20 protein-coding genes and 1 pseudogene are annotated in these 25,149 nt (G+C 55.7%); 9 read left to right on the top strand and 12 right to left on the bottom strand.

The window, feature by feature from the left end; translation table 11 throughout:
• Positions 1–199: 199 nt before the first annotated feature.
• A complete protein-coding gene (locus ACOTYN_RS05420) occupies positions 200–499 on the top strand; it encodes a DUF2755 family protein (RefSeq protein ID WP_014882725.1) in 300 nt (99 codons plus the stop codon).
• On the opposite strand, the gene ACOTYN_RS05415 is transcribed toward ACOTYN_RS05420, so the two are convergent.
• The 3 genes from ACOTYN_RS05415 to ACOTYN_RS05405 form a co-directional block, all read right to left on the bottom strand.
• Positions 496–1,593 (bottom strand): DUF1615 domain-containing protein, encoded by a 1,098-nt coding sequence (locus tag ACOTYN_RS05415; protein ID WP_332956786.1) that lies wholly within the window; start codon positions 1,591–1,593, stop codon positions 496–498. The two genes, ACOTYN_RS05420 and ACOTYN_RS05415, sit on opposite strands and share 4 nt — an antisense overlap.
• Before the next feature lie 14 nt (positions 1,594–1,607).
• Positions 1,608–2,828 (bottom strand): peptide antibiotic transporter SbmA, encoded by a 1,221-nt coding sequence (gene sbmA / locus ACOTYN_RS05410; RefSeq protein ID WP_332956787.1) that lies wholly within the window; start codon positions 2,826–2,828, stop codon positions 1,608–1,610.
• Positions 2,829–2,943: 115 nt separating this feature from the next.
• Positions 2,944–3,477, bottom strand: coding sequence for an isochorismatase family protein (locus tag ACOTYN_RS05405; RefSeq protein ID WP_332956789.1), 534 nt, complete (start codon positions 3,475–3,477; stop codon positions 2,944–2,946).
• A 204-nt stretch (positions 3,478–3,681) separates the two neighbouring features.
• Here ACOTYN_RS05405 and ampH point away from each other — a divergent pair, with 204 nt between their 5' ends.
• The gene (gene ampH / locus ACOTYN_RS05400; protein ID WP_047027705.1) at positions 3,682–4,842 is read left to right on the top strand and encodes a D-alanyl-D-alanine-carboxypeptidase/endopeptidase AmpH; all 1,161 of its coding nucleotides are present in this window, start codon (positions 3,682–3,684) and stop codon (positions 4,840–4,842) included.
• 2 nt (positions 4,843–4,844) lie between these two features.
• Here ampH and ACOTYN_RS05395 read toward each other — a convergent pair whose 3' ends face one another.
• Both ACOTYN_RS05395 and ACOTYN_RS05390 read right to left on the bottom strand, forming a co-directional pair.
• The gene (locus ACOTYN_RS05395; protein WP_248216684.1) at positions 4,845–5,468 is read right to left on the bottom strand and encodes a helix-turn-helix domain-containing protein; all 624 of its coding nucleotides are present in this window, start codon (positions 5,466–5,468) and stop codon (positions 4,845–4,847) included.
• A 92-nt stretch (positions 5,469–5,560) separates the two neighbouring features.
• Positions 5,561–8,335 carry an autotransporter outer membrane beta-barrel domain-containing protein gene (locus tag ACOTYN_RS05390; protein WP_332956794.1) on the bottom strand — a complete coding sequence of 925 codons (2,775 nt, stop codon included), beginning with the start codon at positions 8,333–8,335 and terminating at the stop codon, positions 5,561–5,563.
• A gap of 451 nt (positions 8,336–8,786) precedes the next feature.
• On the opposite strand from ACOTYN_RS05390, the gene hemB reads away from it, so the two are divergent.
• A complete protein-coding gene (hemB, locus tag ACOTYN_RS05385) occupies positions 8,787–9,761 on the top strand; it encodes a porphobilinogen synthase (RefSeq protein ID WP_008503294.1) in 975 nt (324 codons plus the stop codon).
• A 72-nt stretch (positions 9,762–9,833) separates the two neighbouring features.
• The gene (locus ACOTYN_RS05380; RefSeq protein ID WP_332956797.1) at positions 9,834–11,537 is read left to right on the top strand and encodes a lysophospholipid acyltransferase family protein; all 1,704 of its coding nucleotides are present in this window, start codon (positions 9,834–9,836) and stop codon (positions 11,535–11,537) included.
• An 88-nt stretch (positions 11,538–11,625) separates the two neighbouring features.
• On the opposite strand, the gene tauD is transcribed toward ACOTYN_RS05380, so the two are convergent.
• The 6 genes from tauD to mmuP all read right to left on the bottom strand — a co-directional run bounded on the left by tauD (position 11,626) and on the right by mmuP (position 17,981).
• The gene (tauD, locus tag ACOTYN_RS05375) at positions 11,626–12,474 is read right to left on the bottom strand and encodes a taurine dioxygenase (protein ID WP_332956799.1); all 849 of its coding nucleotides are present in this window, start codon (positions 12,472–12,474) and stop codon (positions 11,626–11,628) included.
• Positions 12,471–13,298, bottom strand: a complete 828-nt coding sequence (gene tauC, locus ACOTYN_RS05370) for a taurine ABC transporter permease TauC (protein ID WP_014882718.1) — start codon at positions 13,296–13,298, stop codon at positions 12,471–12,473. The genes tauD and tauC overlap by 4 nt, the downstream gene beginning before the upstream one ends.
• Positions 13,295–14,062, bottom strand: coding sequence for a taurine ABC transporter ATP-binding subunit (gene tauB / locus ACOTYN_RS05365; RefSeq protein ID WP_063667291.1), 768 nt, complete (start codon positions 14,060–14,062; stop codon positions 13,295–13,297). Before tauB ends, tauC begins: the two co-directional genes overlap by 4 nt.
• 10 nt (positions 14,063–14,072) lie before the next feature.
• Positions 14,073–15,035, bottom strand: coding sequence for a taurine ABC transporter substrate-binding protein (gene tauA, locus ACOTYN_RS05360; RefSeq protein WP_032637373.1), 963 nt, complete (start codon positions 15,033–15,035; stop codon positions 14,073–14,075).
• Between the two features lie 626 nt (positions 15,036–15,661).
• Positions 15,662–16,594, bottom strand: a complete 933-nt coding sequence (gene mmuM / locus ACOTYN_RS05355) for a homocysteine S-methyltransferase (RefSeq protein WP_332956803.1) — start codon at positions 16,592–16,594, stop codon at positions 15,662–15,664.
• Positions 16,581–17,981 carry an S-methylmethionine permease gene (mmuP, locus tag ACOTYN_RS05350; protein ID WP_014882714.1) on the bottom strand — a complete coding sequence of 467 codons (1,401 nt, stop codon included), beginning with the start codon at positions 17,979–17,981 and terminating at the stop codon, positions 16,581–16,583. Before mmuP ends, mmuM begins: the two co-directional genes overlap by 14 nt.
• A 345-nt stretch (positions 17,982–18,326) precedes the next feature.
• Between mmuP and ACOTYN_RS05345 the strand changes: the two genes are divergently transcribed.
• Positions 18,327–19,436, top strand: coding sequence for an AI-2E family transporter (locus ACOTYN_RS05345; RefSeq protein WP_014882713.1), 1,110 nt, complete (start codon positions 18,327–18,329; stop codon positions 19,434–19,436).
• Between the two features lie 118 nt (positions 19,437–19,554).
• Complete coding sequence (locus ACOTYN_RS05340; protein WP_332956805.1) at positions 19,555–21,339, top strand: diguanylate cyclase; 1,785 nt, start codon at positions 19,555–19,557, stop codon at positions 21,337–21,339.
• Between the two features lie 35 nt (positions 21,340–21,374).
• Here ACOTYN_RS05340 and ACOTYN_RS05335 read toward each other — a convergent pair whose 3' ends face one another.
• Positions 21,375–22,274: a LysR family transcriptional regulator gene (locus tag ACOTYN_RS05335; RefSeq protein ID WP_032637378.1), complete on the bottom strand. Its 900-nt coding sequence runs from the start codon at positions 22,272–22,274 to the stop codon at positions 21,375–21,377.
• Between the two features lie 98 nt (positions 22,275–22,372).
• Here ACOTYN_RS05335 and ACOTYN_RS05330 point away from each other — a divergent pair, with 98 nt between their 5' ends.
• The 3 genes and pseudogenes from ACOTYN_RS05330 to ACOTYN_RS05320 all read left to right on the top strand — a co-directional run.
• A complete protein-coding gene (locus ACOTYN_RS05330; protein WP_332956807.1) occupies positions 22,373–23,167 on the top strand; it encodes an SDR family oxidoreductase in 795 nt (264 codons plus the stop codon).
• 45 nt (positions 23,168–23,212) lie between these two features.
• The gene (locus ACOTYN_RS05325) at positions 23,213–24,430 is read left to right on the top strand and encodes an L-dopachrome tautomerase-related protein (RefSeq protein ID WP_332956809.1); all 1,218 of its coding nucleotides are present in this window, start codon (positions 23,213–23,215) and stop codon (positions 24,428–24,430) included.
• Between the two features lie 320 nt (positions 24,431–24,750).
• Positions 24,751–25,092 (top strand): annotated as a pseudogene (locus ACOTYN_RS05320) (oxidoreductase); the annotation flags it as partial.
• Positions 25,093–25,149: the final 57 nt, after the last annotated feature.

The raw sequence follows: 25,149 nt of genomic DNA, 5'->3' as shown, positions 1-25,149 counted from the left end.
TCTGTGGCAGATGCGGAAATTCTGAAACGCGACGCAATTTCACTTAAGTTTAAAAATTGTGACGCGCTGCAGAAATCAATAATCCAGGAGAATTCCTGAGCGTAAATTACCACGATTCTGATATTGACAAATGCAATCACCTGTCAAACTCACCCCGTAAGACGCGTATTAAAACAGAGTTATACCTCGGGAGGTCAACATGGCTGACTTTACATTGTCGAAACCGATTTTTGGCGGCAAACCAAAAACCTCTACGGCGGGTAATATCGCGTATGCCTTGTTTGTCCTTTTCTGCTTCTGGGCAGGCTCCCAGCTGCTTAATATGCTGGTCCATGCGCCAGGTGTTTATGAACACCTGATGCAGGTGCAGGATAACGGACGTCCGCGAGTGGAGATTGGATTTGGCGTGAGCACGCTGTTCGGTCTCGTTCCTTTCCTCGCGGGGTGTATGATTTTAGGCGTAGTCGCGTTAGTCCTGCGCTTTCGTCGTCGCCATTAAAGCCCCATACAGCGAGCCCGGCGATCGTCCACGCGCTTCGCAAACCAGGCTGTGGTCAGGTTACGTGTGATCTTCGGGCTTTCCAGCTGAATACCCGGCAGGATAGCCCTCGGTAACGTTTTCCCACTCTTCTGCTCCGCAAGGGCAAACACCTTCTTGTAGAGATCCGTTTTCTCGAATGCCAGGCTATCGCCTTTTTCAAGCTGACGGCGGATATCGCTGTTGCTCATATCAAGCGCTGTCGATAATGTCCGTACCGCGCGCTCGGTGCCTCCCGCCTCGCTGCTGCCGTAGGCGATGAGATCGCCGTCCAGCGCCAGCTTGACGCCGCTTGCGCGGCTAAGCGCACTTTGAAACGCCGCGTTACGGCTGGCATACCAGCCCGCATTAAAGTCTGCGAAGCGGTACAGCGGCGCGTTGTAATTCGCCGGATAGTTCAGCAGATGATAAGTACCGAACCACAGTCCGCCGCGCAGTGAGAAGACCTCCTGGCGCACCGTACCGTCAATTTTCCATGGATAGCCGTCGGTATGCTTCTCGGCAAACGCGATGCTCACCTGCATTGGTCCGCCGGTGTGAACCGGGTTGAGCGAGCCAAACAGTTTCTGCCCCATTGGCACCATGTTGATGAAATCATCAAAAATGGCGCTTAGCTGTTTTTCGGTTTTCACCGTGTCCAGCCGGTCGCTGTAGCTTTTACCGTTCGGCGAGGTGATTTTCAGTGCGGTATGCACGAGGAACACCGGGATATGCATCGATTCCGCGCGGCGGTCGATCTCTTTCCAGGCAATTTTATTCAGACCCGGCACCACCGGGTCTGACTGGTACATGGACTCCTGCTGCGCCACCGCCAGCACCGAGCAGATATTTTCCTCGGTCGGGGCAATCTTCTGGCTTTCAAAGGTTTTAGCCAGCACATCTGCCCACGCATTGCGATCCTTCACGCTGGCGGGCATTTTTTGCCGCACAACGCTTGCCACATCCACGGGCTTTTCACCCTTTTTGAGCGGGGCTGCCCCTTTTTCGGCACAGCCCGCCAGCACCAGAGCGGCCAGTAAGGACAGCGATAACGCGCGCGGTACGGCAAAAGACATAGCAACTCCCTGTATTAGCTAAAGGTATTGGTCACTTCCTGCAGGTCACGATCGTCCAGCTCACGCTCAAAGCTGCGCAGACGTTTGTAGATGGACATCAACTCCACCAGCGTGGTCCAGGAGCTGATCAGATACTGGAACGACCCGCGAACCTGACCGAAAACATTGGTGATCTGCGTCATCAGACCGAGCGTAATCGTACCCGCAACGATCGACGGAAACAGCAGGAACAAGCCGAAAACGTTATCCACCTGCAGATACAAAATGCGCGCAATGTTGAAATACATATAGTGGAAGTAAAGGCGGAAGTAGTTACGACGCACGGCACCAAACAGCTCACGGACGGTCGGTGGCGACGCGCGGCTGGCATCATCTTCCCCGTAAACCAGCTCTTTACGATACGCCGCTTCGACGCGCTGATTTTTAAACTCCAGACCCGGCAGCTTGATCCCCACCACCGCCAGCAGGCCCGTGCCCATCAGCGACCAGACAATCGCGGCAATCACCAGACCATACGGCAGATGGCCGACAATCGGCAGATCCGGCACATGCGCAGAGAGCGTCACCAGTACCGGCAGGAAAGCAATCAGCGTCATGATGGCGTTGATGAAACTGACGCCCATATCTTCAAGGGTGGAGGCAAAACGCATGGTGTCTTCCTGCACACGCTGCGCGGCACCTTCGATATGACGCAGATGCTGCCAGTGCGCCATGTAATGTTCGTTCATCGCGGTACGCCAGCGGAAAACATAGTGGCTGACGAAGAAATTGTTCATAACACCAATGATCACCGCAATAAGCGCGATACCGAGGAAGACGCCGACTTCATGGTAGAACTGATTAATGGTGACCTTGTGCGGCGAACTCAGCGCGGTCTGAATAAGATCGTAGAACGGTGCATACCAGGCGTTTACCGCCACCCCCACTTCCACCAGGAACCACGTCACAAAGATGATCAGCGAGGTACCGAGAATCGACCAGTACTGCCAGCGGTGCGGAGAATAGACAAACCAGAACAGCGCAAACAGCCCTACGCACAGCATGTAGTAGGCGTAAAACAGCATATAGCTCAGTGACCAGAAGCGCGCTGCGCTAATCGGCACGTCGCCTGTCGCCCCAACTATGCGTGCCAGCCATGCACCGCCGCCCGCCTGCCAGAAAACGACCGCGATCAGTGCCCAAATAAATGCCGACAGGAAAAATGGCCCCGGCTTTGGGAAAAAAGACTTAAACATGATGCTTCCTTCTTGTTGTTATGGTTGTTGCTGTGCTCAACACATGACCAAACGGATACCCTGCCCGGGCCGGAAGACCGGCTCGGGCAAAAAGGTCAGACCCGAGGGTTGATTATTAGTTCGCTTTCCAGTTTTCGAGAATTGTTTCGGTGCGTTTCACCGCGGGAGGGTTCATCGGTGCAATGAAGTTACGCCAGACGTCATTATGGTGGTTAATCAGAATCTGTGCTTCAGCCGCCGGGCGATTCGCGGTGGTATGGGCATCCTCAGCCACGGTAATGTGGTAGCCCCGACTGACGCCGTTTTTAATTGTCGCGTCCACGCAGTAATCCGTGGCGCAGCCGCAGATGACAAACTCACGAATTCCGTGTTCACGTAACAGCGCTTCAAGCGATGTGTTGTAAAAAGAATCACAGGCGGTCTTGGCAACGTAAAGCGCATCAGCCGGTTGATGGAGTTCAGGCAGCAGCGCAAACCCTTCACTTCCTTCTTCCAGCCCCCCGGCCTCGGTATGCTGAATAAAAATGACGGTGTCGGCCGCCTGCGTAAGCTGGTTGATCAGAGAGACACACTTTTCGCGCTGATGACGAGGGGTTTCAAATACCCTGTTTTGCATATCAACCACCATGACCACACGCTTTTCAGACATACCGTTCTCCGTAAGATTGAGTAATACTGGTGCCTATCATAAGCCTGATGCCAGAAAATGGGAGAGCGCTCGCAAGTAAATTATTCATATTTACCCATGGTTACGTTTTTCTGGCTATCGTTATGCTATTCCGGGCATTGCACGGTAGAGATTAGTAGTATAAATACCCATTACTTTCTTCATTCACTTCATGGATGCTTTTCGTTGAAACGTTGTCTGCTCTCTTTTGCCGCGCTGTGTGCGGTGAGCTTCTCCACCGCCCAGGCGGCCCAACCGCTGACGGCGCCCGTTTTGGCTTCAGACATTGCCGATCGCTACGCGAACCTGATCTATTACGGCAGCGGCGCAACCGGGATGGCAATGGTGGTTATTGATGGCAACCAGCGCGTATTCCGCAGCTTCGGTGAAACGCGCCCAGGCAATAACGTTCACCCGCAGCTGGATTCCGTCGTTCGCATCGCGTCCTTAACCAAGCTAATGACCAGCGAAATGCTGGTGAAACTGCTCGACCAGGGCGTGGTGAAGCTCGACGATCCGCTCAGCAAATACGCCCCACCGGGTGCACGAGTGCCGACGTATCAGGGAACGCCCATTCGCCTTGTGAACCTCGCGACGCACACCAGCGCGCTACCGCGTGAGCAGCCTGGCGGAGCGGCGCACCGCGACGTGTTTGTCTGGCCCACCCGCGAGCAGCGCTGGAACTACCTGAGCACCGCCACGCTGAAGGCGGCCCCGGGTTCGCAGGCCTCTTACTCCAATCTGGCGTTCGACCTGCTGGCGGATGCCCTCTCAGCGGCTGCGGGCAAACCCTACACGCAGCTGTTTGAAGAGCAGATAACCCGTCCGCTGGGGATGAAAGACACCACCTTTACCCCTTCTCCGGACCAGTGCCGTCGCCTGATGGTGGCGGAGAAAGGCGCAAGCCCGTGTAACAACACGCTGGCGGCAGTGGGGAGCGGCGGGGTCTATTCCACCCCAGGCGACATGATGCGCTGGATGCAGCAGTTCCTCTCATCGGATTTCTATTCGCGCAGCAGCCAGGCCGACCGTATGCAGACCCTGATTTATCAGCGAACTCAGCTGCACCGTGTGGTCGGAATGGACGTACCGGGTAAAGCCGATGCGCTCGGCCTGGGCTGGGTCTATATGGCACCCAAAAATGGCCGTCCGGGTATTATTCAGAAAACCGGCGGCGGTGGCGGGTTCATTACCTATATGGCGATGATCCCGCAGTCCAACGTGGGCGCATTTGTGGTGGTCACCCGCTCCCCGCATACGCGCTTCGTTAATATGAGTGATGGCATTAATAACCTGGTGGCTGAACTGAGCGCCAATAAAGCCCAGGTGCTGACCGCGTCTAACTGATTTTAATATTCCGTGGGCAAGCGGTTGATGCTGACCAGCTTGCCCCGGCTCATATTAATGTAGTTTCCCTGCCGCAGCGCAGCGAGAACCTCTGCAACAACCGAGCGCGAAATACGGGTGCTTTGTTGAATATGATTCATCACACCAATTTTCGAGCGCAACGTTTCATCCCACTCCGCCATATTCAGCAACATGGCGCGGATCTGGTGATAAGAATTATTTCCCACCAGCTGCATGTCGCGTTTCGCAAGAATGTAATTTATCCATGATAACCAGGTGAAGGCCTCTTTCCAGAGCGCATTCTGTTGTATGAGCTGACGGGTGGTTTCCGTGGACAAATAAAAACCCGTACAGGGTGTTTTGGCGATAACTTTGTATTCGTGACAGTGTTTAATCATCACGGTGGATAGCCCAAAAATAAATGGCGCTTTCGCGATCCCCAACAGCAATTCATCTGGATAACGATAGATTTCGATTATACCGGTCTGTAATACGACCGTGCGTGACTCATTGCACTCGTGAGAAGTAATGATTTGTTGTGGATCACATTGAAACGTACTACTGGCTGCTATCAGACACTGTTCGAGCCGGCTTAATTCAGAAAGCGGTTTCGCATTAACGTTCATGCAGACCTCAAGACATCCGTATTGGTCGGTTCAATATTGTTTTTTGTTTTTATCGTAAAAAAGCGGGGGATATTCTCCCCCGCTTTCAGGTATTACCAGGTATATTTCACACCCAAATTGGCACCCCAGTTCTGGTCAACGTCACCGCCGCCAAGATACGTGGCATCCGTGTACGCGCTGAAGTTCTTCGTGAAGCTGAACTGCGTACCCAGCCCTACACGCACCGCAGAGCCTTTAACGCCGTTGTCGATGCTGTCGTCGTTGATATCCGCAGTGTTATCAGCATCATCATAGACATAGGCCAGCTTGAAGTAAGGCGTCAGCGCCTGCTCGCCACCATAGTTGAATGTATAACCCGCATCCAGGCCGAGTTCATAGCGCAGGCTATCGTAAGATTGCCCATCAACGCGCATGTCATTACTCAGGCGATAATCATCCCCGGACTGGAACAGACCGGATACCGCCGCGTAAGGGGTTACGTAGCCAGACAGGTTTGGTTTCCAGTCATAGCCCAGCTTCATGCCAAAGCCAACCGCATCGGTGGTCGTGTCACCGTCAACGTATTGACCGTTGCTCATGGTAGCTGAAAGGTCGTTGTTAAAGCGGGTGTAGCTCAGGGAGCTGTCGAGGAACATATCGTTCGCAAACTTCGCAGAGGCATAGATCATTGCCGTCTGGCTGTCCTGATCGACCTGACCGGTACGATCGCTGATATCCCCCTTCGCGAAGCCTGCTGCACCGCCGACGATCCACTTCGCATTGTTACCGTCAATCTGGGTGTCCAGACCGACCATAATGCCGCTCACGTCCTGATCGTAGCTGATAACGCCATTGTCACCGTCGTAGTTGCCACCGAAGTAGCTCACCCAGGCTCCGCCATTGTCCGCCAGGCCATGACGGCTGTTGGTCAGACGCGAACCGACGGTATCCTGCTGCAGATTCCAGATATTGGTATTGGCAGAAGGAATGCTCAGCGCCATGTTGGCGTAGTCGGTCAGCGCTTTCTGCTCAAGGACAACGGTATCACCCTGCTGCTGTGCCTGATAGGTGTAAGCCCCTAAATCCGCTTTGTTTGCGGCAGTAAAGTGGGCTGCGGTATCCGGATTGTTATCATAAACACGGACGATCTCTTTGTTTTTGTAATCAGCGACAGAGCCTGCGCCGGTCGCATCATCAATGCGTACTTTATAGTTACCGGCAACGTCACCGTTCACCGCCAGATGGCCGTCTGAGTTCAGTGCGACGACACCATAGTCGTAGTCCGCGCTGTAACGATCGTTAGTGATATAACGCGCGTTATTCAGATCGCTGTTCAGCACGTAATCACGGCTGGCTACGTTCAGTACGCCACCGTCGGTCAGCACCATATTGTGCGTGTCGACCTGACCCAGACCCAGCGCCAGCTCGGCACCGTTATCGACGGTGATCGTATTCGCATACAGCGCGGCCGTCTCTTCGGTCAGAGCTGCACGGCTATCGCTGTCGAGATAGAGGCTGTCGGTCGCTACGCCGCCGCTGTCGCCAATATTCAGCGATGAAGCATTGGTTAGGGTAATGGAGTCCGCCAGCAGGCCAGCGTTTTCAACGTTGACCTGAGAGCGGTTATTCACCGCCAGCGCGTCGATGTTAGAGATCTTACGGGTATCCCACTCGGAACCGTTGTCCAGCGTTACGTTGAACAGGCCGCTCTGGTAGACCGCTTCGCCCGCTACGTGGCCGTTGCTGTCAAAGGTGGAGTCAGGCCAGATGCTGTTAGGCGCCAGCGCATGCCAGTCAACGTTGCTGTAACCCTGGCCGTACATCTGCGAAGTGCCAATGGCTTCAACGCTGGACTGCGCCGCACCGACCCACTTGCTGCCGTTGGTCAGCGTCACGTCCAGCCTGTCGGTGCCATCCCAGCCATTAGTGGTTGGGTTATAGACGCCATCATCGGTGGTATCGGTTGCCGGATCGCCATTTTCGTAGAAGTTGTTATCGAAGGTGCTGGCGAACAGGATGTCGCCGGTGACGGTAGAATGGTCGAACGTGGCGGTGGTCTGCATGGCGTTGTCAGACGAGCTGGCCGCAACGATCAGCGCCGCGTCATCCGCGCCCGTGGCGTGGGTTTCACCGTAGTCGCTCGGCTTAGCCGTTTGACCGTAGAATCCGCTGGTACCCAGATCGCTGTAGGCGCCTGACGTCAGCACGGAGTCTTTAACCACCAGCGTATCGGTGAACACGTTTGCGCTGTTCGCCACGCCTTCAACGCCGTCATACGGAGTATTATCGAGCTCCTGATAGCCCTGCGTTAGCGTAATGCCCGCAACGTGGGAATTATTCTGGATAACAATATCAGACTCCACGTCCAGCGTAATCGCGTTACCGAGAGCGTAGGTATCCAGGTAATGGGTTTCCGATGTTTCGCTCTTCACGACGTCATAAGCGTAATGCTCGTAAGCGTCGTTGATCGTGCTGTTATCGACAGTCAGGCTAAAACGATCGAACTGACTATGCGCGGTACCGTCGGCGTCTACGCCGTCGGCACAGTTTGCGGTCATACACTCAGAGGTAATCATACCGTTGATGGTGCTGTTAGAAATGCTGAGCGCATTAGAATGACCATTGATGCCGTCATCCAGATAATACGTCGAAATAACGCCATTCACCGTTGATTTATTGATCACCGGATAAATATCACCGTCATGGCTGGCATCAGTGTAATCCCAGTCAGCATAACCATAATACCACGGGGTTGAGGCGGCGTTATCATATCCAAATGTATTATACGTCGTACCGGAAATATCTTTCGCATTGGCCTGAGAAGCGATAGCCAGGGTACAGGCTAATGCAAGTTGAGATACAACCAGTTTCTTTTTCCATGTTTGCATTGGGTCATCCCTCCTCAGGGACGTAAGCAAGTTTGTCCGTCAAATCATTGTGCAATATTCAATTGCGGAGAGAATTATGCAGTTGCATTTAGAAAAGGTTCAATGAATGATTCCATTAAGTCCGCATACAGACAAAAAAACAGAAAAAAGGTCAACCACACAGCAGGCAATCATTATAAACATTATAAAAACAGAAAGTTGAAAATTAATTTCATAACTCACATTAATATTATTAAAATAAATAGATCATTATTTTTTATATATTCTATCTGATATAGAAATCATACTAATCATTCCCCTTTTCCTGAAAAAAGCAGACCGCGCGAGTGTAGAGTGAAAAAAGATTCTTCAGCCGTCAATTTGAGAAAAGAAAAAAGCCTACTTTCGTAAAACAACGGCCTTCACTTTGAGGTACACTAGGCCTCTTTGTTCCACAAACATCAGGCATCCCATGACCGATTTAATTGCACGTCCCCGCCGTCTGCGCAAGTCACCTGCACTGCGCGCTATGTTTGAAGAGACAACCCTGACCTTAAACGATCTGGTGTTGCCGATTTTTGTTGAAGAAGAGATCGATGACTACAAAGCCATCGAAGCCATGCCGGGCGTAATGCGCATTCCGGAAAAATATCTGGCGCGCGAGATCGAGCGCATCGCCAACGCGGGGATCCGCTCGGTGATGACCTTTGGCATCTCCCACCATACCGACGCCACCGGCAGCGATGCGTGGAAAGAAGATGGCCTTGTCGCCCGTATGTCCCGCATCTGCAAAGAGACCGTGCCGGAAATGGTCGTCATGTCAGACACCTGCTTCTGCGAATACACCTCTCACGGCCACTGCGGCGTGCTGTGCGATCATGGCGTGGATAACGATGCCACCCTGCTGAATCTCGGTAAGCAGGCCGTGGTCGCGGCCGCTGCGGGTGCAGATTTCATCGCCCCCTCTGCCGCGATGGATGGACAGGTTCAGGCGATTCGTCAGGCGCTGGATGCGGCAGGCTTCACCGACACCGCCATCATGTCCTACTCCACCAAATTTGCCTCCTCCTTCTACGGCCCGTTCCGTGAAGCGGCTGGCACGGCGCTGAAGGGCGACCGTAAAACCTATCAGATGAACCCGCTGAACCGCCGGGAAGCGATTCGCGAATCCCTGCTGGATGAAGCTCAGGGCGCAGACTGCCTGATGGTCAAACCGGCTGGCGCGTATCTTGATATTCTGCGCGACATCCGCGAACGCACTGAACTGCCGCTGGGCGCTTACCAGGTGAGCGGCGAGTACGCGATGATCAAATTCGCCGCGCAGGCGGGAGCGATTGACGAAGAGAAAGTGATCCTCGAAAGCCTGGGTGCGATCAAACGTGCGGGCGCGGACCTGATCTTCAGCTACTTCGCGCTGGATCTGGCTGAGAAAAAAATCCTCCGCTAATCTTCACCAAACTGCAATACAACCGACATCTGCTCCTTCTACTGTCTTCGCAAGACGGCAGGAGGAGTAACCATGTTTAGCCTCGATAGCGTTCTCGACGATCTTTGGCCTCAGGCGAGGCCTGCACCCTGGCAAAAAAGTCTGTTAAAAAGACTGTTTTACGAAGAAGAATTCCAGCAGTTTGCCGCCGCGCACCGCCACCTCAAAGGACTGGACATGGTGGAGCAAGTTCTGGAGCACCTTGATATTCTCTGCACCGTTTCCGCCCGCGATCTCGAACAAATCCCCGAACATGGCCCGCTGGTCATTATTGCCAACCACCCGACGGGTACGCTGGACGGGCTGGCGCTGTTGTACGCCGTCTCCCGCGTACGCCGTGACGTAAAAGTCGTGACCAACCGGATGCTGACCCACCTTGAGCCTCTCAGTTCACTCTTTATCCCGGTGGACAATATGGGGGGCAGGACGGCGAAATCCTCCCTGGTGCAGATGGAACAACATCTGCAAAATGCGGGCGTACTGATCTTCTTCCCGGCGGGAGAAGTTTCACGTCCGACGCGCAAAGGCATTCACGATAAAAAATGGCACCCGGGCTTTATCAAGCTCGCCAGCAAGCTGCGCGCGCCGCTGCTGCCGGTGCATATTCAGGCGCACAATAGTCTCCTCTTTTATGCCAGCACGCTGGTGTCGCCGACATTGTCGATGCTGCTGTTAATGCAGCAGATGTTCCGCCGCCGCCATAGCCAGCTGCCGATTAAAATCGGCCAGCAGATCGCCTGGCATCACTGGCACAGCGCCACCCTTTCGTCGCGTGAGATGGCCGAGCAGTGCCGTCAGCACGTGATGCGTCTTGGCAAGGGAATGCCTGGCGTCTTTAAAACCCAGTGCGCCATTGCTCGTCCGGAGGACCGGGCGACTCTGAAACGCGCGCTGACGCAGGCCGAGTGTCTGGGCAAAACCGGCGACGGTAAGCTCATCTATCTGTGGCAGCGTAACGGCCAGGAAGAGGCTCCGCTGCTGCGCGAGCTGGGCCGCCTGCGCGAAATTGCGTTTCGTGCGGTGGAGGAAGGGAGCGGCAAGCGCCGGGACACCGACCGTTACGATGACGATTATCTGCACCTGATCCTGTGGGATGATGAGGATCTGGAGATCGTGGGGGCGTATCGCTTTATGCCCACCGCAAAGCAGATTGCGCATCGGGGTCCGGAAGGGTTGTACAGCTACAGCCTGTTCCACTACGACGATAAAATGCAGGACGTGCTGGAGCACGGCATTGAACTGGGTCGCAGCTTTATTCAGCCGCGCTACTGGGGACGCCGCGGCCTGGATTATCTCTGGTCCGGGATTGGGGCTTATCTGGCACGTTATCCGCACTACCGTTATCTGTTTGGCCCGGTCTCGATCTCCGGAGGCTTACCGCCAGCGGCGCGGGATCTGCTGGTGGCATTTTACCGTCTGTGGTTCCCGGCAAGCCATCCGCTGGCCGCGTCGCGCCAGCCTTATCCTGCATCGTTACCGGACGTGCTGGCACAGTTTGGCGGCGTGGATTACGTGGACGATCTGACGAAGCTGAAATCCCTGCTCGGCAATCTGGGCTGCGGCATTCCGCCACTCTACAAGCAGTATTCCGAGCTGTGCGAACCGGGTGGCGTGCAGTTTATTGATTTTGGCAGCGACCCGGCGTTCAACAACTGCGTCGACGGGCTGGTGCTGGTGGATTTGTGCTACCTGAAGACGAACCGCTATCAGCGGTATATAGGGGTACACTCTTTGTAGGCCGGGTAAGCGCAGCGCCACCCGGCAAAAACGGTGCACAATTGCCGGGTGGCGGCTACGCCTTACCCGACCTACAGATACTACAGGATCAAGGGCGATAAAACGGCTTATCCCCCAAAATCGTCGCCCGCTGCATAATCCGACGCTGCGGCAGATAATCCGCATTGGCATAGTGCTGCGTCACGCGGTTATCCCAGATCGCCAGATCGTTCTCCTGCCAGCGCCAGCGCACCTGAAACTCCTGTTTGGTGATATGCGCAAACAGGAAACGTAGCAGCGCCTCGCTCTCTTTTTCCGTCACGTCCACAATGCGCGTGGTAAACCCTTCGTTCACGAATAACGCCTGCTTGCCCGTGACCGGATGGGTACGCACCACCGGGTGCAGCAGCGGAGGATGTTTTGCAACCGCATCCAGCCAGCGCTGATGCTCCTCTTCGCTTTTACGGTACTTGTATTCCTGGAACGATTTTTTGAAATCGTGCTCCGCCCGCAGACCACTCAGCAGCGTCCGGAACGGTGCGGACAGCGCCTCGAAAGCCGCAATGCCGCTCGCCCACAGCGTATCGCCTCCGGTCTCCGGCAGCAATTTTGCCGCGAGGATCGCCCCTGCGGGCGGCGTCTCGATAAAGGTCACATCGGTGTGCCAGTTGTCATTATCCGGCGGATTATCGTTATGGGTATCCAGGACGATAATCTCCTCCACCCCTTCCGCATGCGGATAGACCGGATGGATATGCAGATCGCCAAAGCGTAGCGCCAGCGCGCGCTGCTGCTGCGGGGTGATCGCCTGCTCGCGCAGGAACACCACCTGATGGCGCAGCACCGCGTGATACAGCTGCTCGAACTGGTTATCGCTCAGCGGACGGGTTACATCCAGGCCCGACACCTGCGCGCCAATATACGGCCCCAGCGGGGTAATGGTCAGACGTTCACTCATTGTATTTCTCCATGCCAGGGCGTCAGACGACGCTGTAGCGCGCGCAGCCCCAGCTCTAATCCGAAGGCGATCGCGGCAATGACCGCGATCCCAGCCAGCACCACGTCAGTCGCCAGGAACTCTCCCGCCGACTGCACCATAAACCCTAATCCTCGCGTGGCGGCGATCAGCTCTGCCGCCACCAGCGTGGACCACCCCACGCCGAGGCCGATGCGCAGCCCGGTTAAGATCTCCGGCAACGCGCCCGGTAAAATCACGAACAGCAGCACCTGTGTCCGGCTGGCGCCCAGCGACTGCGCCGCGCGGATCCGCACCTGCTGGGCACTTTTGACGCCCGCCAGCGCCGACATCGCAACCGGGGCGAAAATCGCCAGATAGATCAGCAGGATTTTTGACGTTTCACCGATGCCAAACCAAATTACCATTAGCGGCAGATAGGCCAGCGGCGGCACCGGGCGGTAAAGCTCAATCAGCGGATCGAGGATGCCGCGCACCGTCGGGCTTAAGCCCATCGCGATGCCAACCGGAATGCCGATCATCACCGCCGCCAGCAGCGCCACCAGAATGCGCGTCAGGCTTGCGCCCAGATGCTGCCAGAGCGTGGCATCCATAAACCCCTGCGGCCCGGCGATGGCAATAAGTTTGGCCAGCACCTGTCCCGGCGGCGGCAGAAAAAGCGGGCTGATCCACTGCAGTGCCGCCACCAGCCACCACACCGCCAGTAACACCAGCAGCGTCCCGACGCTCAACGTGAGCTGGCGGGAGAACGGCCAGCGCAGCGCCTGACGCGTGCGGCGCGTTTTTTCACTGAAGACGATGCTCATGAGAAAGCCTCCCGTTGGTCAAACACGCGGCTTAGGATGTACTCACGCTGGTCGATAAACTGCGGATCGGATTTGATGCTGCGCACGGGTTCTCCGGCGACATAACGGCGCGCGAACTCGAGCGGCAAGCGTTCCACCACGCGCCCCGGCCCCGGCGATAACAGCACCAGCTCGGTCGCCATAAACACCGCTTCTTCGATGTCGTGGGTGATCAACAGGACCTGCTTGCCCGTCTCATGCCAGAGACGCAACAGCAGGGTTTGCATCTGCTCGCGGGTGAAGGCGTCCAGCGCGCCGAACGGCTCGTCCAGCAGCAACAGCTGCGGGTTTGCCGCCAGCGCACGGGCAATGCCGACACGCTGGCGCTGACCGCCGGAAAGCTGCCAGATAAAGCGTTTTTCCGCCCCTTCGAGACCCACTTTTTTCAGCATCTGCCGTGCCGTTTCCAGCCGCTGTTCGCGGTTCCCCCCCGCAAGCTGTAGCCCAAATGCCACGTTTTCCTGCACGTTGCGCCAGGGGAGCAAACCTTCATTCTGGAAAACCACGCCGCGCTCGGCGCCGGGGCCTTCCACCTTTTTGCCTTCCAGTTGGATGGTGCCACGCTGATAAGGGACAAAACCGGCAATCAGATTCAGTAGCGTGGTTTTCCCACACCCGGAGGGGCCCAGCACCACCAGCAGTTCACCGCTGGCCAGCGTCAGGTTGATCTCCTCCAGCGCGGGTTTGCCGCCGTAATCGGCATACAGGTTCGTTATGCTCAGCATGGCGGACTCCTTATTTCACAAAGCGGTCGGTGACGTACTGGCTGTAATCCGCCGCTACCGCGGGCACTTTGCCCTGCGCTTTCAGGAAGGTGGCGGTATCGACAATCGCTTTGTTCACCGGCCCGGTCAGCTGCTGCACCTGCTGCGCAGGGGTCAGGTAGGTATTGCCTTTCACCAGCCCCGGCACGTCCGCTTCCGGCACGCCGCTCAGTCGGGCGAGTTTTTCAAGATTGGCGGGCTGCTTCAGCCATTCATCGGGGTTACTGATATAGGGCTGTTGGGCGTCGAGGGCGCTTTTGGCAAAGGCTTTCACCACCTCGGGATGTTTCTCAGCAAAGTCTTTGCGCACGACCCACACGTCGAGCGTCGGCGCGCCCCACTGGCCCACCTTTTCGGAGTCGGTCAGCACGGTGCCATCTTTTTCCAGCTCGTTCACGGCTGGGGCCCAGACATAGGCTCCGTCAATATCCCCACGCTGCCAGGCCGCGATTATCGCGGGTGGCTGGAGATTAAGAATCTGAACCTGCCCCGGCTTGATGCCCCAGTGTTTGAGCGCCGCCAGCAGGCTGTAGTGGGTGGTAGAGATAAACGGCACGGCGATGCGCTTGCCGATCAGGTCTTCCGGTTTGGTGATGTTTTTCTTCACCACCAGCGCTTCAGAGTTACCGAGCTGCGAGGCGAGCAGGAACACCTCAATCGGCACCTGCTGGCTGGCCGCGACCGCCAGCGGGCTGGATCCGATATTGCCGATCTGCACGTCGCCGGAGGCTAACGCACGCACGACGGACGCCCCGCTGTCGAACTTGCGCCAGTCGACGTTCGCGCCGCTCGCTTTGGCAAAGGTGTTATCCGCCTGCGCAACTTTCGCCGGTTCCGCAGAGGTTTGATACGCGACGGTGACGTCTACCGCCTGCGCCTGAAAGGCCCACAGCGCCAGCGCGCCGAGAAGTGTGATTCGCGATGAAATTGCCATAGTATCTGCTCCCCTTGTTGTTATGAGGGCAGTATTTCCGGCGCGGGAATTTTGATAAAGGAATTAAAACGCATCGCTCATAACGATTCGTTTTTAGATAAAAAGTGGGAAAGGATAGTCAGTATTGTGCGATTCGTTTTTACCCTCTCCCTGTGGGCTGATGTATCCCCGCAATTAAATGCGAGCAGTGAACAATTCCCTCGCCCCTTCGGGGAGAGGGTTAGGGTGAGGGGAACATACGGCTGTAGTGGTCATTCCGTTCACTTAATGTTCCTTGCCACTCTGTGACGGCATGACCGGTGAACGTGCCAGGGTGGCTCAATCGCCACCACCCTGGCGACCCGGGCTCCCGGCGGTAAATCGCCGCTTCGCGGTGCCCTCAGCTTATTCCTTCAGGCTATCGGGTCGGGCATGAGCCTGCATCCCTGCAGGCCACGCCCTCTCGGCGCATCCGTGCGCCTCGCCCCGGCCTTACGGAAACGCTTCGGCGATTTACAGCCGGACCAGAGCATCGCTGTAAGTTAGTCATTTCACATTATAAAATTGAATGGCTTCTGGTTTAAAAATTTACACGGAAACCCTCAGATGTAGGCCGGGTAAGGCGTAGCCGCCACCCGGCAGAGAAGTCAGCGCTTTGCGTTTAGCTCAGCAATATCCTTCGGTGTGGTGCGACAGCATCCACCGATTAATTTCGCTCCAGCCGCCAGCCACTGTGGCAAATAGCCCGCCAGCGTCTCGCACGCTTCGCCGTGGTGGTGCCAGGTTTTGGTCACCGCATCATAGTGCTCGCCCGAGTTCGGGTAGACCACCAGCGGCAGCGCCGTCAGGCTTTGCAGATGTTTCAACGCCGCGGTGGTGTTTTCCAGGGCGATGCAGTTGATGCCCAGCGCGACAATGTGCGGGGACTTTGCCAGCACGTCGACCACCTCACGCAGCGGCGTGCCGTCGCTCAGGTGCTCGCTATCACGCAGGGTAAACGAGAACCACGCCCGGGCGCGAGGATACTCGGCCAGAAGCGCCGCCAGCGCCTTAATTTCCCCAAACGAAGGCAGCGTTTCGCAGGCCAGCAGGTCCGCCCCCGCATCCAGCAGCGCTTCCACACGCGGGCGGTGGAAGGCGGTAAACGCCTCGGCGCTGCGCACGTAGTCGCCGCGATATTCCGAACCATCCGCCAGATACGCGCCGTACGGCCCCACGGAGCCTGCCACCAGCAGCGTACCTGCGTGCGGGTTTTCAGCCAGATACGCTTCGCGCGCCTTACGCGCCAGTTCCACGCTTTTGCCAATCAACGCCCGGGACTGTGCATCGTCCAGCCCGCGTGCCGCGAAGCCAGCGGGCGTGGCCTGGTAGCTGGCAGTGATCGCCACCTGCGCCCCTGCGCGGTAATAATCAAGATGCACTTCGCGGATAAGTTCCGGGTTTTCTACCAGCACTTTGGCAGACCAGAGGCTGTCTGCAAGGTTACACCCGCGCGCTTCCAGCTCCGTTGCCATCGCCCCATCCAGCACCACAAACGGCTGTTTTTCGAGAAGAGCGGTAAGCGGATTATTCTGCGACATGTTCAGGCTCCTGCGATGTCATATTTCGGGTCAGGTAGTACGCACCATAACACAGGGCGACAAACGGAAGCCCGCAATAAAGGGCAATACGCTGGCTCGGGTCAAACCACAGGCCGACACAGGCAACCACGCAGAGAATAAAACCGAGTACCGGCACCAGCGGATACCACGGTGCGCGATACTGCAACGCAGAGAGCGGCTGGCCGGACTGCAGATGTCGGCGACGGAAAACGAAGTGCGACGCGCAGATGCTGATCCAGACCGCCACCACCGCAAAGCCGGAAATGGCCGAGAGCGCGACAAACACCGTGTCCGGGGCGATAACGCTTGAGAACAGCGCCAGCACGCCACCGAGCATGGAAACCGAAAGCGCCGTCAACGGCACGCCATTTTTGTTCACCCGGGCAAAGCAGCGCGGCAACGTTTTTTCGTTAGAGAGCGACCACAGCATGCGCCCGGAGGCGTACAGCCCGGAGTTGGCCGCCGAGAGGATCGCCGTCAGGATCACGAAGTTAAAGATATCTGCCGCGTAAGGAATACCGACCTTCTCAAACACCAGCACGAACGGACTCTTTTCCACGCCCGCCTGCTGCATCGGGATCAGCGCCGCCAGTACAAACACGGTGCCGATAAAGAAGATAATCAGCCGCGCGATGGTGGTGCGGATTGCGACCGGAATGACCTTGTGCGGGTTTTGGGTTTCGCCCGCCGCGATACCAATAAGTTCGGTGCCGGAGAAGGCAAAGTTCACCGCCACCATGGTCATCAGGATCGGCAGGCCGCCGTGCGGGAACCAGCCCTCAGCGGTAATGTTGCTTAACCCCGGCGCAGGTGAACCGTCCTGCATCGGGATAAAGCCAAAGACCGCCGCCCCGCCGAGGATAATAAAGGCGATGATGGTGATAACTTTCACCAGCGAGAACCAGAATTCGCCTTCAGCAAAGAAGCGCGTGGAGATGACGTTAAGGCCAAAAATCACCACGCAGAAGACCACGCACCACGTCCAGACGGGCACCTGCGGGAACCAGTACTGCATGCAGAACCCGGCGGCGGTAAAGCTCGACCCGAGCGCCACCGTCCAGGTGAGCCAGTAGAGCCACGCCACGGTGTAGCCCGTCGCCGGACCAAGATAACGGGCGGCATAGACGTGGAACGCGCCGGTTTCCGGCATCGCCACGGAAAGCTCACCAAGACACTGCATCACCAGCCAGACCACCAGCGCGCCAATCAGGTATGCCAGCAGCGTGCCCGCCGCCCCGGTCGTGGAAATGATATAGCCCGTATTAAAAAATAACCCAGTCCCAATCACGCCGCCCAGCGAGAGCATAATCAGGTGGCGTGTTTTCATGGTGCGCTTCAGCTGCCCATTTTCTTGTTGTGTTTGCATATTACCTTCTATACGTATGGACATCTAAACATCCAAAGAAGGTGTTATACCGCGATTGTTAATAAAAAGCTAGATGACCAGACGCAAACGGGCGCGCCGCTCACTGAGTCTGGGGTGGGATGTCAGGATGACATAGAGAAAAGGACGCCAGGCCATAAGCACCTCCGCAAGCTGATATGTATATCATGGCGCGGGAAGAGACGATCTTCGGTCAGTCGAAAGTGGGATCCGTGAAGAGTGGATTCATACCGCAACACTGTCCACAGAACAGGTAAGGCGCAAAGGTTGGTAATTCTCACAATCAGTTCTATAGTCGAACAGTTTCTTAGTAACCAGGAATGACTGATGCGCTTTAACGGACTGACCAAAGGTTTCTTTATTTTCATCCTCGCCCTTGTGACCTGGGCCTTCTTCGACGTGCTGTCGCCCTACTTCTCCGCAATACTGTGGGCCGCTATTCTGACCGTGATTTTTAACCCGGTAAAAAACAAGCTGCGCACCGCGCTGGGGGATCGCAACGGGCTGGCCTCGCTGCTGACCATCGGCATTATCTGCCTGATCGTCTTTATTCCGCTGATGGTGATCCTCTCCTCACTCGCCATTGAGCTGAACGTGGTGTACACGAAGCTTCAGGAGAACAACACGCAGTTCCCGGAAGTGGTGGCGAGCATCTTTAACCACCTGCCGGACTGGGCCAGCGGCTTCCTCGCGGATCACAACCTGAACAACGCGGCGCAGATCCAGAAAAAACTCTCCGATGTTGCGCTGCAGGGCGGGCAGTATCTGGCGGGTAGCGCGTTTCTGATCGGCAAAGGTACGTTTGGCTTTGCGATTAGCTTCGGCATCATGCTTTATCTGCTGTTCTTCCTGCTGAAAGACGGACCGTATCTGGTGCGCCAGATCCTCGACTCCCTGCCCCTGTCTGATTTCGCCAAACAACACCTGTTCGCCAAATTTGTCGGCGTATCGCGTGCCACGGTAAAAGGCACGGCGGCGGTGGCGGTGGTCCAGGGCATACTCGGCGGGATTGCGTTTGCCATTGTGGGCCTCGACGGCAGCGTCCTCTGGGGCGCGCTGATGGCTTTCCTCTCGCTGGTACCTGCCATCGGTTCGGCGATTGTCTGGGTCCCTGCCGCCATCTTCCTGTTCGCCACGCACCAGATCTGGCAGGGGCTGTTCATTGTCGGCTTCTTTGTGATTGTCGTCGGACTGGTGGACAACATCCTGCGACCGCTGCTGGTGGGTAAAGACACCAAAATGCCGGACTATCTGATACTGATCTCCACCCTCGGCGGCATGGAGCTGTACGGCATTAATGGCTTTGTCATTGGGCCGCTGATTGCCGCGCTGTTTATCGCCTGCTGGAACCTCTTCTCCGGCCGCGACCACGAAGGAAATGCTGAAGAGCTGGATGCCGATTTCATTGAAGAGGGAAAAAACCCTCCAGATTTGTAAGGATGTGACGATATAGACCCCACCAGGCGGCACTGTGCCGCCTTTTTTTCGCCATAAATCAGCCGTTTTCTATAATCTGAAGAACGCCATCCTCTTCATGTTGTAAAAGGATCACCAGGTGCGAATCGCGACAATTACTAACTGGGCCTATGGTGCCACGGTCTGCCTGACCATTGCGTCCGGCATTATCATGCTGCTGGCTTCCGGCGCCGACACCGCGGAACGTCAGGCCATTGAACAGCGTCAACGTTTTGATGAGCTGACGGAAAATATTGAAACTGATGCCTGGGTACAGTCCGATTTAGCGCGCCTGTACGTCGTCAAAAAAGATCCTCAAATTCTCAAAGAGTATAACCAGTCAGAGAATAGCCTGAAGCACATCGAGCTGAAGCTGGAAAAACTGCAGGACGCTGGCGCATCGGATGACGAGCTTGCCCTGCTGCATGAAGGCTTAAAGATTGTTGATGAGCTGCAGGACGAACAGCAAATGGCCCTGGCGAACACGGCGCGGGGTGAAGACGCTCAGGCCATCGCCCTGCTCTATGGTGCCTCTTATGAGCAAGAGCTTGAGCGCGCCCAGAACCAGATCGATCACTTTCGCCAGATACTCGACAAACGTGTGATCACGTCCGTACGGGAGGCGACAAAAAAATCGAAAGCGCTGCGAACGACCTCTGAGTTGATGGTTGGCCTCACCGCCCTGCTGTTCCTGTTTGTGCTTGGCTTTATATTAAAACGCCGCGTGCTGCGTCCGGTCGTGCGCCTGAGCGACGTGGTGCACCGCCTGGCATCACAGGACTACGCGGTGGAAACGCCCAACTTCAACCAGATTGATGAGATCGGCGATATGGCGCAGGCCATCCGCATCTTCCGTGAAAACGGCCTTGCGCGCCAGCGTCTGGAAAAAGAGCGCGATGCCGACTGGGCCATCCGCGAGCTGCTGGCGCGCATGACCCAGAGGCTGCAGGGATGTGAGAACGTAAACGATGTGATTAACGTTGCGGAGTTGTTTGCGCCCAATATTGCACCGGGGATCCCTGGCCGACTCTACGTTCTCGACCGGGATCCGTGGCAGATGCGCTGCGTCGCGCAATGGCTTGCGCCGGTGGGTGACGAGACGACGTTCCACCCTGACGAGTGCTGGGCCGTGCGTCGTGGTCAGAGCCATCCGCCGGTCAACGGTGAGCCGGATATCGCCTGCTATCACCTGCAGGAAGAGACGACGAACAGCGCGCTGTGCGTGCCGCTTATCGCCCAGGGGGAGGCCATTGGCTTGCTCTCTTTCCAGAACATCAACGCGGACAATGCCCCTTCCCGCCCGTATCTTGAACTGATGGCTGAGGCGCTAGGACTGGCGCTGGCGAACCAACGCCTGCGCGACGCGTTACTGGAAAAAGCCCTGTTTGACCCGCTCACCGGCCTGCGTAATCGCCATCATCTGGAAGACACCCTGCACACCCAGATGGCACAAGCCATGCGTAACGATGAACCGGTTAGCTGCCTGATGATCGACATCGATCACTTCAAGAGCATTAATGACCGTTTCGGCCATGAGGCCGGAGACCTGGTCATTAAAAGCGTGGCGCTGATTGTTCAGCGGGCCGGGCATGACAGCGGGCTGGCCTTTCGCTTCGGGGGGGAGGAATTTCTGGTACTGCTTCCCGGCGCCGGAGAAGCAGAAGCGCATGCCTGTGCGCAGAAAATTTATGACGGTGTGCGTGAGCTGTCGCTTCGTTACGGCCTCTCAGAGATTGGGCCGGTGGATGTCTCGATTGGTATTGCCAGCTATCCAGAGCATGCCCAGAGCGACAACCTGCTGCGCGCCGCGGATGTCGCCTTATACCGGGCGAAAGAGCTGGGCCGGGCGCGGATTGTGAGTTTTGGAATGCTGGAAGCGGGTTAAGGTTAGACTCTTATTCATGACGCATGATGTTCATGTCATTGTTCTGACGCCAGAAGATCAATCATGGCCCGTGTGGCTGCTGACTGGCGTCGATGGGGCGCGTAGATGAGCGAGAAAGGTCGCGATCGTCCACGAAGTTGCGGAAGTATCTCAACTAACTGGCCGCGCTGTATCTTCTCGCGGACAATGAATTCGTAGCTCTGACAGACCCCTATTCCATGTTCAGCCAGCGAAACCACGCCAAGGACATCATCTGAAATCTCGATGGTTGAATCTGGCTGCCAGTCAACATCCCGCTCATCCACGCGAAATACCCAGGGCGCAATACGGCCGGTACGCGGCATAATAAAAGGCAGGCACATATGCTGCCGCAGTTCATCGAGCGTCTGCGGCATTCCCATGCGATGAAGGTAAGCGGGTGAAGCAACCAACAGCAGTGCCGCATCCTGCAATTTACGCGCGACGAATCCACTGTCAGGCATTTGACCCAGGCGAATAGCCAGGTCGAATCCCTCAGCGATCAGGTCGACATTGCGATTGGTAATGTTCAGCTCCACCTGAACGCGCGGAAACTGTTGGGAAAAGCGGGCCAGCAAGGGCGGCAGACAATAATGCCCATAGGTGGTCGGGACGCTGATCCGTACCCGGCCAGTCAGATCCCCCTCCTGCCCCCGGCCATCGCGTTCGGCGTCATCAAGCAGGGAAAAAGCAGAACGCGCCTGCTCAAGATAAATCCGTCCGGCTTCCGTTAGCCCCACACGACGTGTGGTGCGTTGCAATAGCTGTCGTCCAAGACGCACTTCAAGACGGGAGACCGCACGACTCAACACTGAGGGCGTGGTTGAAAGGGCGACCGCTGCAGCGGTAAAGGAGCCATGTTCAACAACAGTAATGAAGACCTCAACATCGCCGAGATAATCGAATTTTCTGCTCATTTTGCTCTTTCAGGAACAAATGTTTTTCATTTTCGCTAATTTATCTCCGTTTGAGCGATGAGTAAAGTAGCCGCACTTGTTACCAAAAGGCAAAAACGATGGATCTTCAACTCAACGGTAAGACAGCACTTGTTACAGGGGCCACCGCAGGCATTGGGCTTGCTATCGCCAGTACCCTTGCGCGCGAAGGTGTTGCCGTCACGATTACCGGACGCGATCGGGAAAAACTGCACAATGCGGTAGCGAAAATTGCTCAGGCAGCTCCCCAGGCCCGGGTATCAGCCATTGTCGCCGATCTGGCTAACGCTGAAGATGCAGAAGCGCTGATTAAGGCCTGTACGGATACCGATATTCTTATCAATAACCTGGGTTTTTATGAAGCCACCCCTTTCGCTGATATCACCGACGAGGAATGGCTACGCATGTTCAACATTAACGTGATGTCAGGCGTTCGTCTTTCACGGCATTACTTCCCACGCATGCTAGCACGCAACTGGGGCCGGGTGATTTTTATGTCCAGCGAAGTTGGCGCTTTCACTCCGCCAGACATGGTGCATTACGGCGTCAGTAAATCAGCTCAACTCGCCGTATCGCGAGGAATGGCAGAGCTGACGAAGGGTACCGGCGTAACGGTCAACAGCGTACTGCCATCGGCAACCCGCTCTGACGGAATCATTGATTACCTGCGCCAGACAGCGCCTGAACCTGGCATGACAGACCAGCAGATTGAAGCGCATTTCTTCCAGACCTACCGCCCCAGTTCCCTGATCGCGCGAATGATCGAGGCTGACGAGATAGCCGCTATGGTCGCGCTACTGGTAAGCCCACTCGGCGCGGCATCAAACGGGGCTGCGGTACGCGTCGAAGGCGGAACGTTCCGCTCCATTCTTTGATACCGCATTAAGAAACCGCGTCTTACTCACATCACCGGAGCATGTATGTCCTACCGTATCGGTACTTTCCCCGCCATTGCAATGGCGGCATTGTTCTCTTTCGCAAGCTGCGCCAGCGCGGCGGATCAGATGCCTCTTGAGCACTGGCGCAGCTACTCAGGCGTAAGCTGGGATAAACCTGAAAACATGCAAATGCCAGCCGTGTTTTCCGGGTCGGTGAATGCCCCCTTAGCAGGCATTCACTTTGATGCAAAGGGCCGGGCCTTTGTCAGTACGCCCCGACTGATTTCAGCCAGCGCCCCCGCCACGTTGAATATTCTCGACACCGATCCTCAGTCCGGACCCGCGCGCCTGACAGCATTTCCGTCCCGCGAGCGTAATGCGGTTGATTCCGCTCCCGATCAGAACCTGCGCAACGTGCTCGGCTTTTATGTTGATCGTAAAAACGGCTGGTTATGGGCGCTGGATATGGGGTTCATCGCGGGAGAAACGGAATCCCCTTCAGGCTCGCAGAAATTGGTCGTACTGGATCTCGACTCGGGCCGAACGGTTAAACGTATCCCCCTGGACGGCGTGGCCGACCGTAAGGCAAGTTTCCTTAATGATGTCGTTGTCGATGAGAATCATCGTATCGCATACATTTCCGACAGCGGGTCGCGCAGTGCGCCTGAAAACCGTGTCGGCCTGATCGTCGTGGATTTCGCCACAGGCACAGCCCGACGCGTGCTGAATAGTCACCCTGCCCTGCAGATTGAACCGGGGGTAAACGTCATTTCCCATGGCGCGGAGGTATGGCCAGGTAAACCGCTATTGATTGGTATCAACGGCATTGCGCTGTCTCCCGATGCAGAAACATTGTACTGGACGGTGACGACGGGAACACATGCATACGCGGTGCCCACTGCCGTGCTGAAGCAACATGATTCAACTGATGCGCAGATTGCCGCTCAAATTCAGAATCTGGGCACGGTGGGAGGTAATACTGACGGTTTGGTGACCGATGCAAAAGGCTACCTCTATATTACAGATGTCACCCATAACGGCATTGTCAGATATGATCCGAAGACCCGTAAAATGTTACTTATTGCTGCAAATGAAGCCATAAAGTGGCCAGACACACCGGCTATTCGCCCGGACGGTGACCTGATCTTCACATCAAGTAGCCTTAATGACCACTTCGCTGGAATGGTCAAACCAGGCCATGAACGGTACGATCTGTGGCGCTTGCGACAGGACACGAACCCGCCGATGAACACTCGCTAATATGGCTGCGCCACCCCATGGGTGGCGCTTTTTTAGCTGTGATGGGCAGGTAAAATCTGTGTCGTGAGAAAATAATGCTCATTTAAAACGATTATTTTTTAAACGCAAAAGAGCTTATTCAAGTAACGTTAGTTTGTCTCAAAATTTCAGTAGCACCATCCACAAATCAAACACCCTACCCCAAAACCACCCAACCCATTGTTTTTAATGGTTTTTACTAAACTAAACGTGCAGTAACAACCGCTACTCAACAAAATATGTAAACTACTGTGATAACTAAATTATAATTCATATACTTCGTTAAAAAAGTGGGGGTCAAAATGAGATTAACCTTAATGCTGTTGTGCTGTCTGGTGCCAACTTTAGCCTGGGCAGGTGAACTGCCAAAACCTGTTGGAAAACCTATTTTGACGATTTACGGTAATATAGAAAATACCAACGAAGAGGGAAAAGCAGTGTTTGATCTCGCCAGCCTTGAAAAACTAGGGATGGTGAGTTTCGAGACGACATCGCCCTGGTATAACGGACGTACAAAGTTTGAGGGTGTCCCTATGAGAAAACTCATGGATTATGTGGGGGCAAAGGGTACTAACGTTAACGTCATTGCGCTCAATGATTACTCTACCGTCATCCCTCTTAGCGACTTCAAAAAATACAACGCCTGATGTAGCCCCCTGAAACACCAGACAGTAGCTGTATCTCCAGATAAGAGATAGGCT

The organism is Enterobacter cloacae complex sp. IR5458, assembly GCF_049238025.1.
Lineage (GTDB): Bacteria > Pseudomonadota > Gammaproteobacteria > Enterobacterales > Enterobacteriaceae > Enterobacter > Enterobacter kobei.
The sequence above is the reverse complement of the archived record's forward strand: the minus strand, read 5'-3'. Positions and strand labels throughout refer to the sequence as shown.

Coding starts and splice junctions, on each gene's coding strand:
- ACOTYN_RS05420 (WP_014882725.1), top strand. CDS start 200: ATGGCTGACTTTACATTGTCGAAACCGATTTTTGGCGGCAAACCAAAA.
- ACOTYN_RS05415 (WP_332956786.1), bottom strand. CDS start 1,593: ATGTCTTTTGCCGTACCGCGCGCGTTATCGCTGTCCTTACTGGCCGCT.
- sbmA (WP_332956787.1), bottom strand. CDS start 2,828: ATGTTTAAGTCTTTTTTCCCAAAGCCGGGGCCATTTTTCCTGTCGGCA.
- ACOTYN_RS05405 (WP_332956789.1), bottom strand. CDS start 3,477: ATGTCTGAAAAGCGTGTGGTCATGGTGGTTGATATGCAAAACAGGGTA.
- ACOTYN_RS05395 (WP_248216684.1), bottom strand. CDS start 5,468: ATGAACGTTAATGCGAAACCGCTTTCTGAATTAAGCCGGCTCGAACAG.
- ACOTYN_RS05390 (WP_332956794.1), bottom strand. CDS start 8,335: ATGCAAACATGGAAAAAGAAACTGGTTGTATCTCAACTTGCATTAGCC.
- hemB (WP_008503294.1), top strand. CDS start 8,787: ATGACCGATTTAATTGCACGTCCCCGCCGTCTGCGCAAGTCACCTGCA.
- ACOTYN_RS05380 (WP_332956797.1), top strand. CDS start 9,834: ATGTTTAGCCTCGATAGCGTTCTCGACGATCTTTGGCCTCAGGCGAGG.
- tauD (WP_332956799.1), bottom strand. CDS start 12,474: ATGAGTGAACGTCTGACCATTACCCCGCTGGGGCCGTATATTGGCGCG.
- tauC (WP_014882718.1), bottom strand. CDS start 13,298: ATGAGCATCGTCTTCAGTGAAAAAACGCGCCGCACGCGTCAGGCGCTG.
- tauB (WP_063667291.1), bottom strand. CDS start 14,062: ATGCTGAGCATAACGAACCTGTATGCCGATTACGGCGGCAAACCCGCG.
- tauA (WP_032637373.1), bottom strand. CDS start 15,035: ATGGCAATTTCATCGCGAATCACACTTCTCGGCGCGCTGGCGCTGTGG.
- mmuM (WP_332956803.1), bottom strand. CDS start 16,594: ATGTCGCAGAATAATCCGCTTACCGCTCTTCTCGAAAAACAGCCGTTT.
- mmuP (WP_014882714.1), bottom strand. CDS start 17,981: ATGCAAACACAACAAGAAAATGGGCAGCTGAAGCGCACCATGAAAACA.
- ACOTYN_RS05345 (WP_014882713.1), top strand. CDS start 18,327: ATGCGCTTTAACGGACTGACCAAAGGTTTCTTTATTTTCATCCTCGCC.
- ACOTYN_RS05335 (WP_032637378.1), bottom strand. CDS start 22,274: ATGAGCAGAAAATTCGATTATCTCGGCGATGTTGAGGTCTTCATTACT.
- ACOTYN_RS05330 (WP_332956807.1), top strand. CDS start 22,373: ATGGATCTTCAACTCAACGGTAAGACAGCACTTGTTACAGGGGCCACC.
- ACOTYN_RS05325 (WP_332956809.1), top strand. CDS start 23,213: ATGTCCTACCGTATCGGTACTTTCCCCGCCATTGCAATGGCGGCATTG.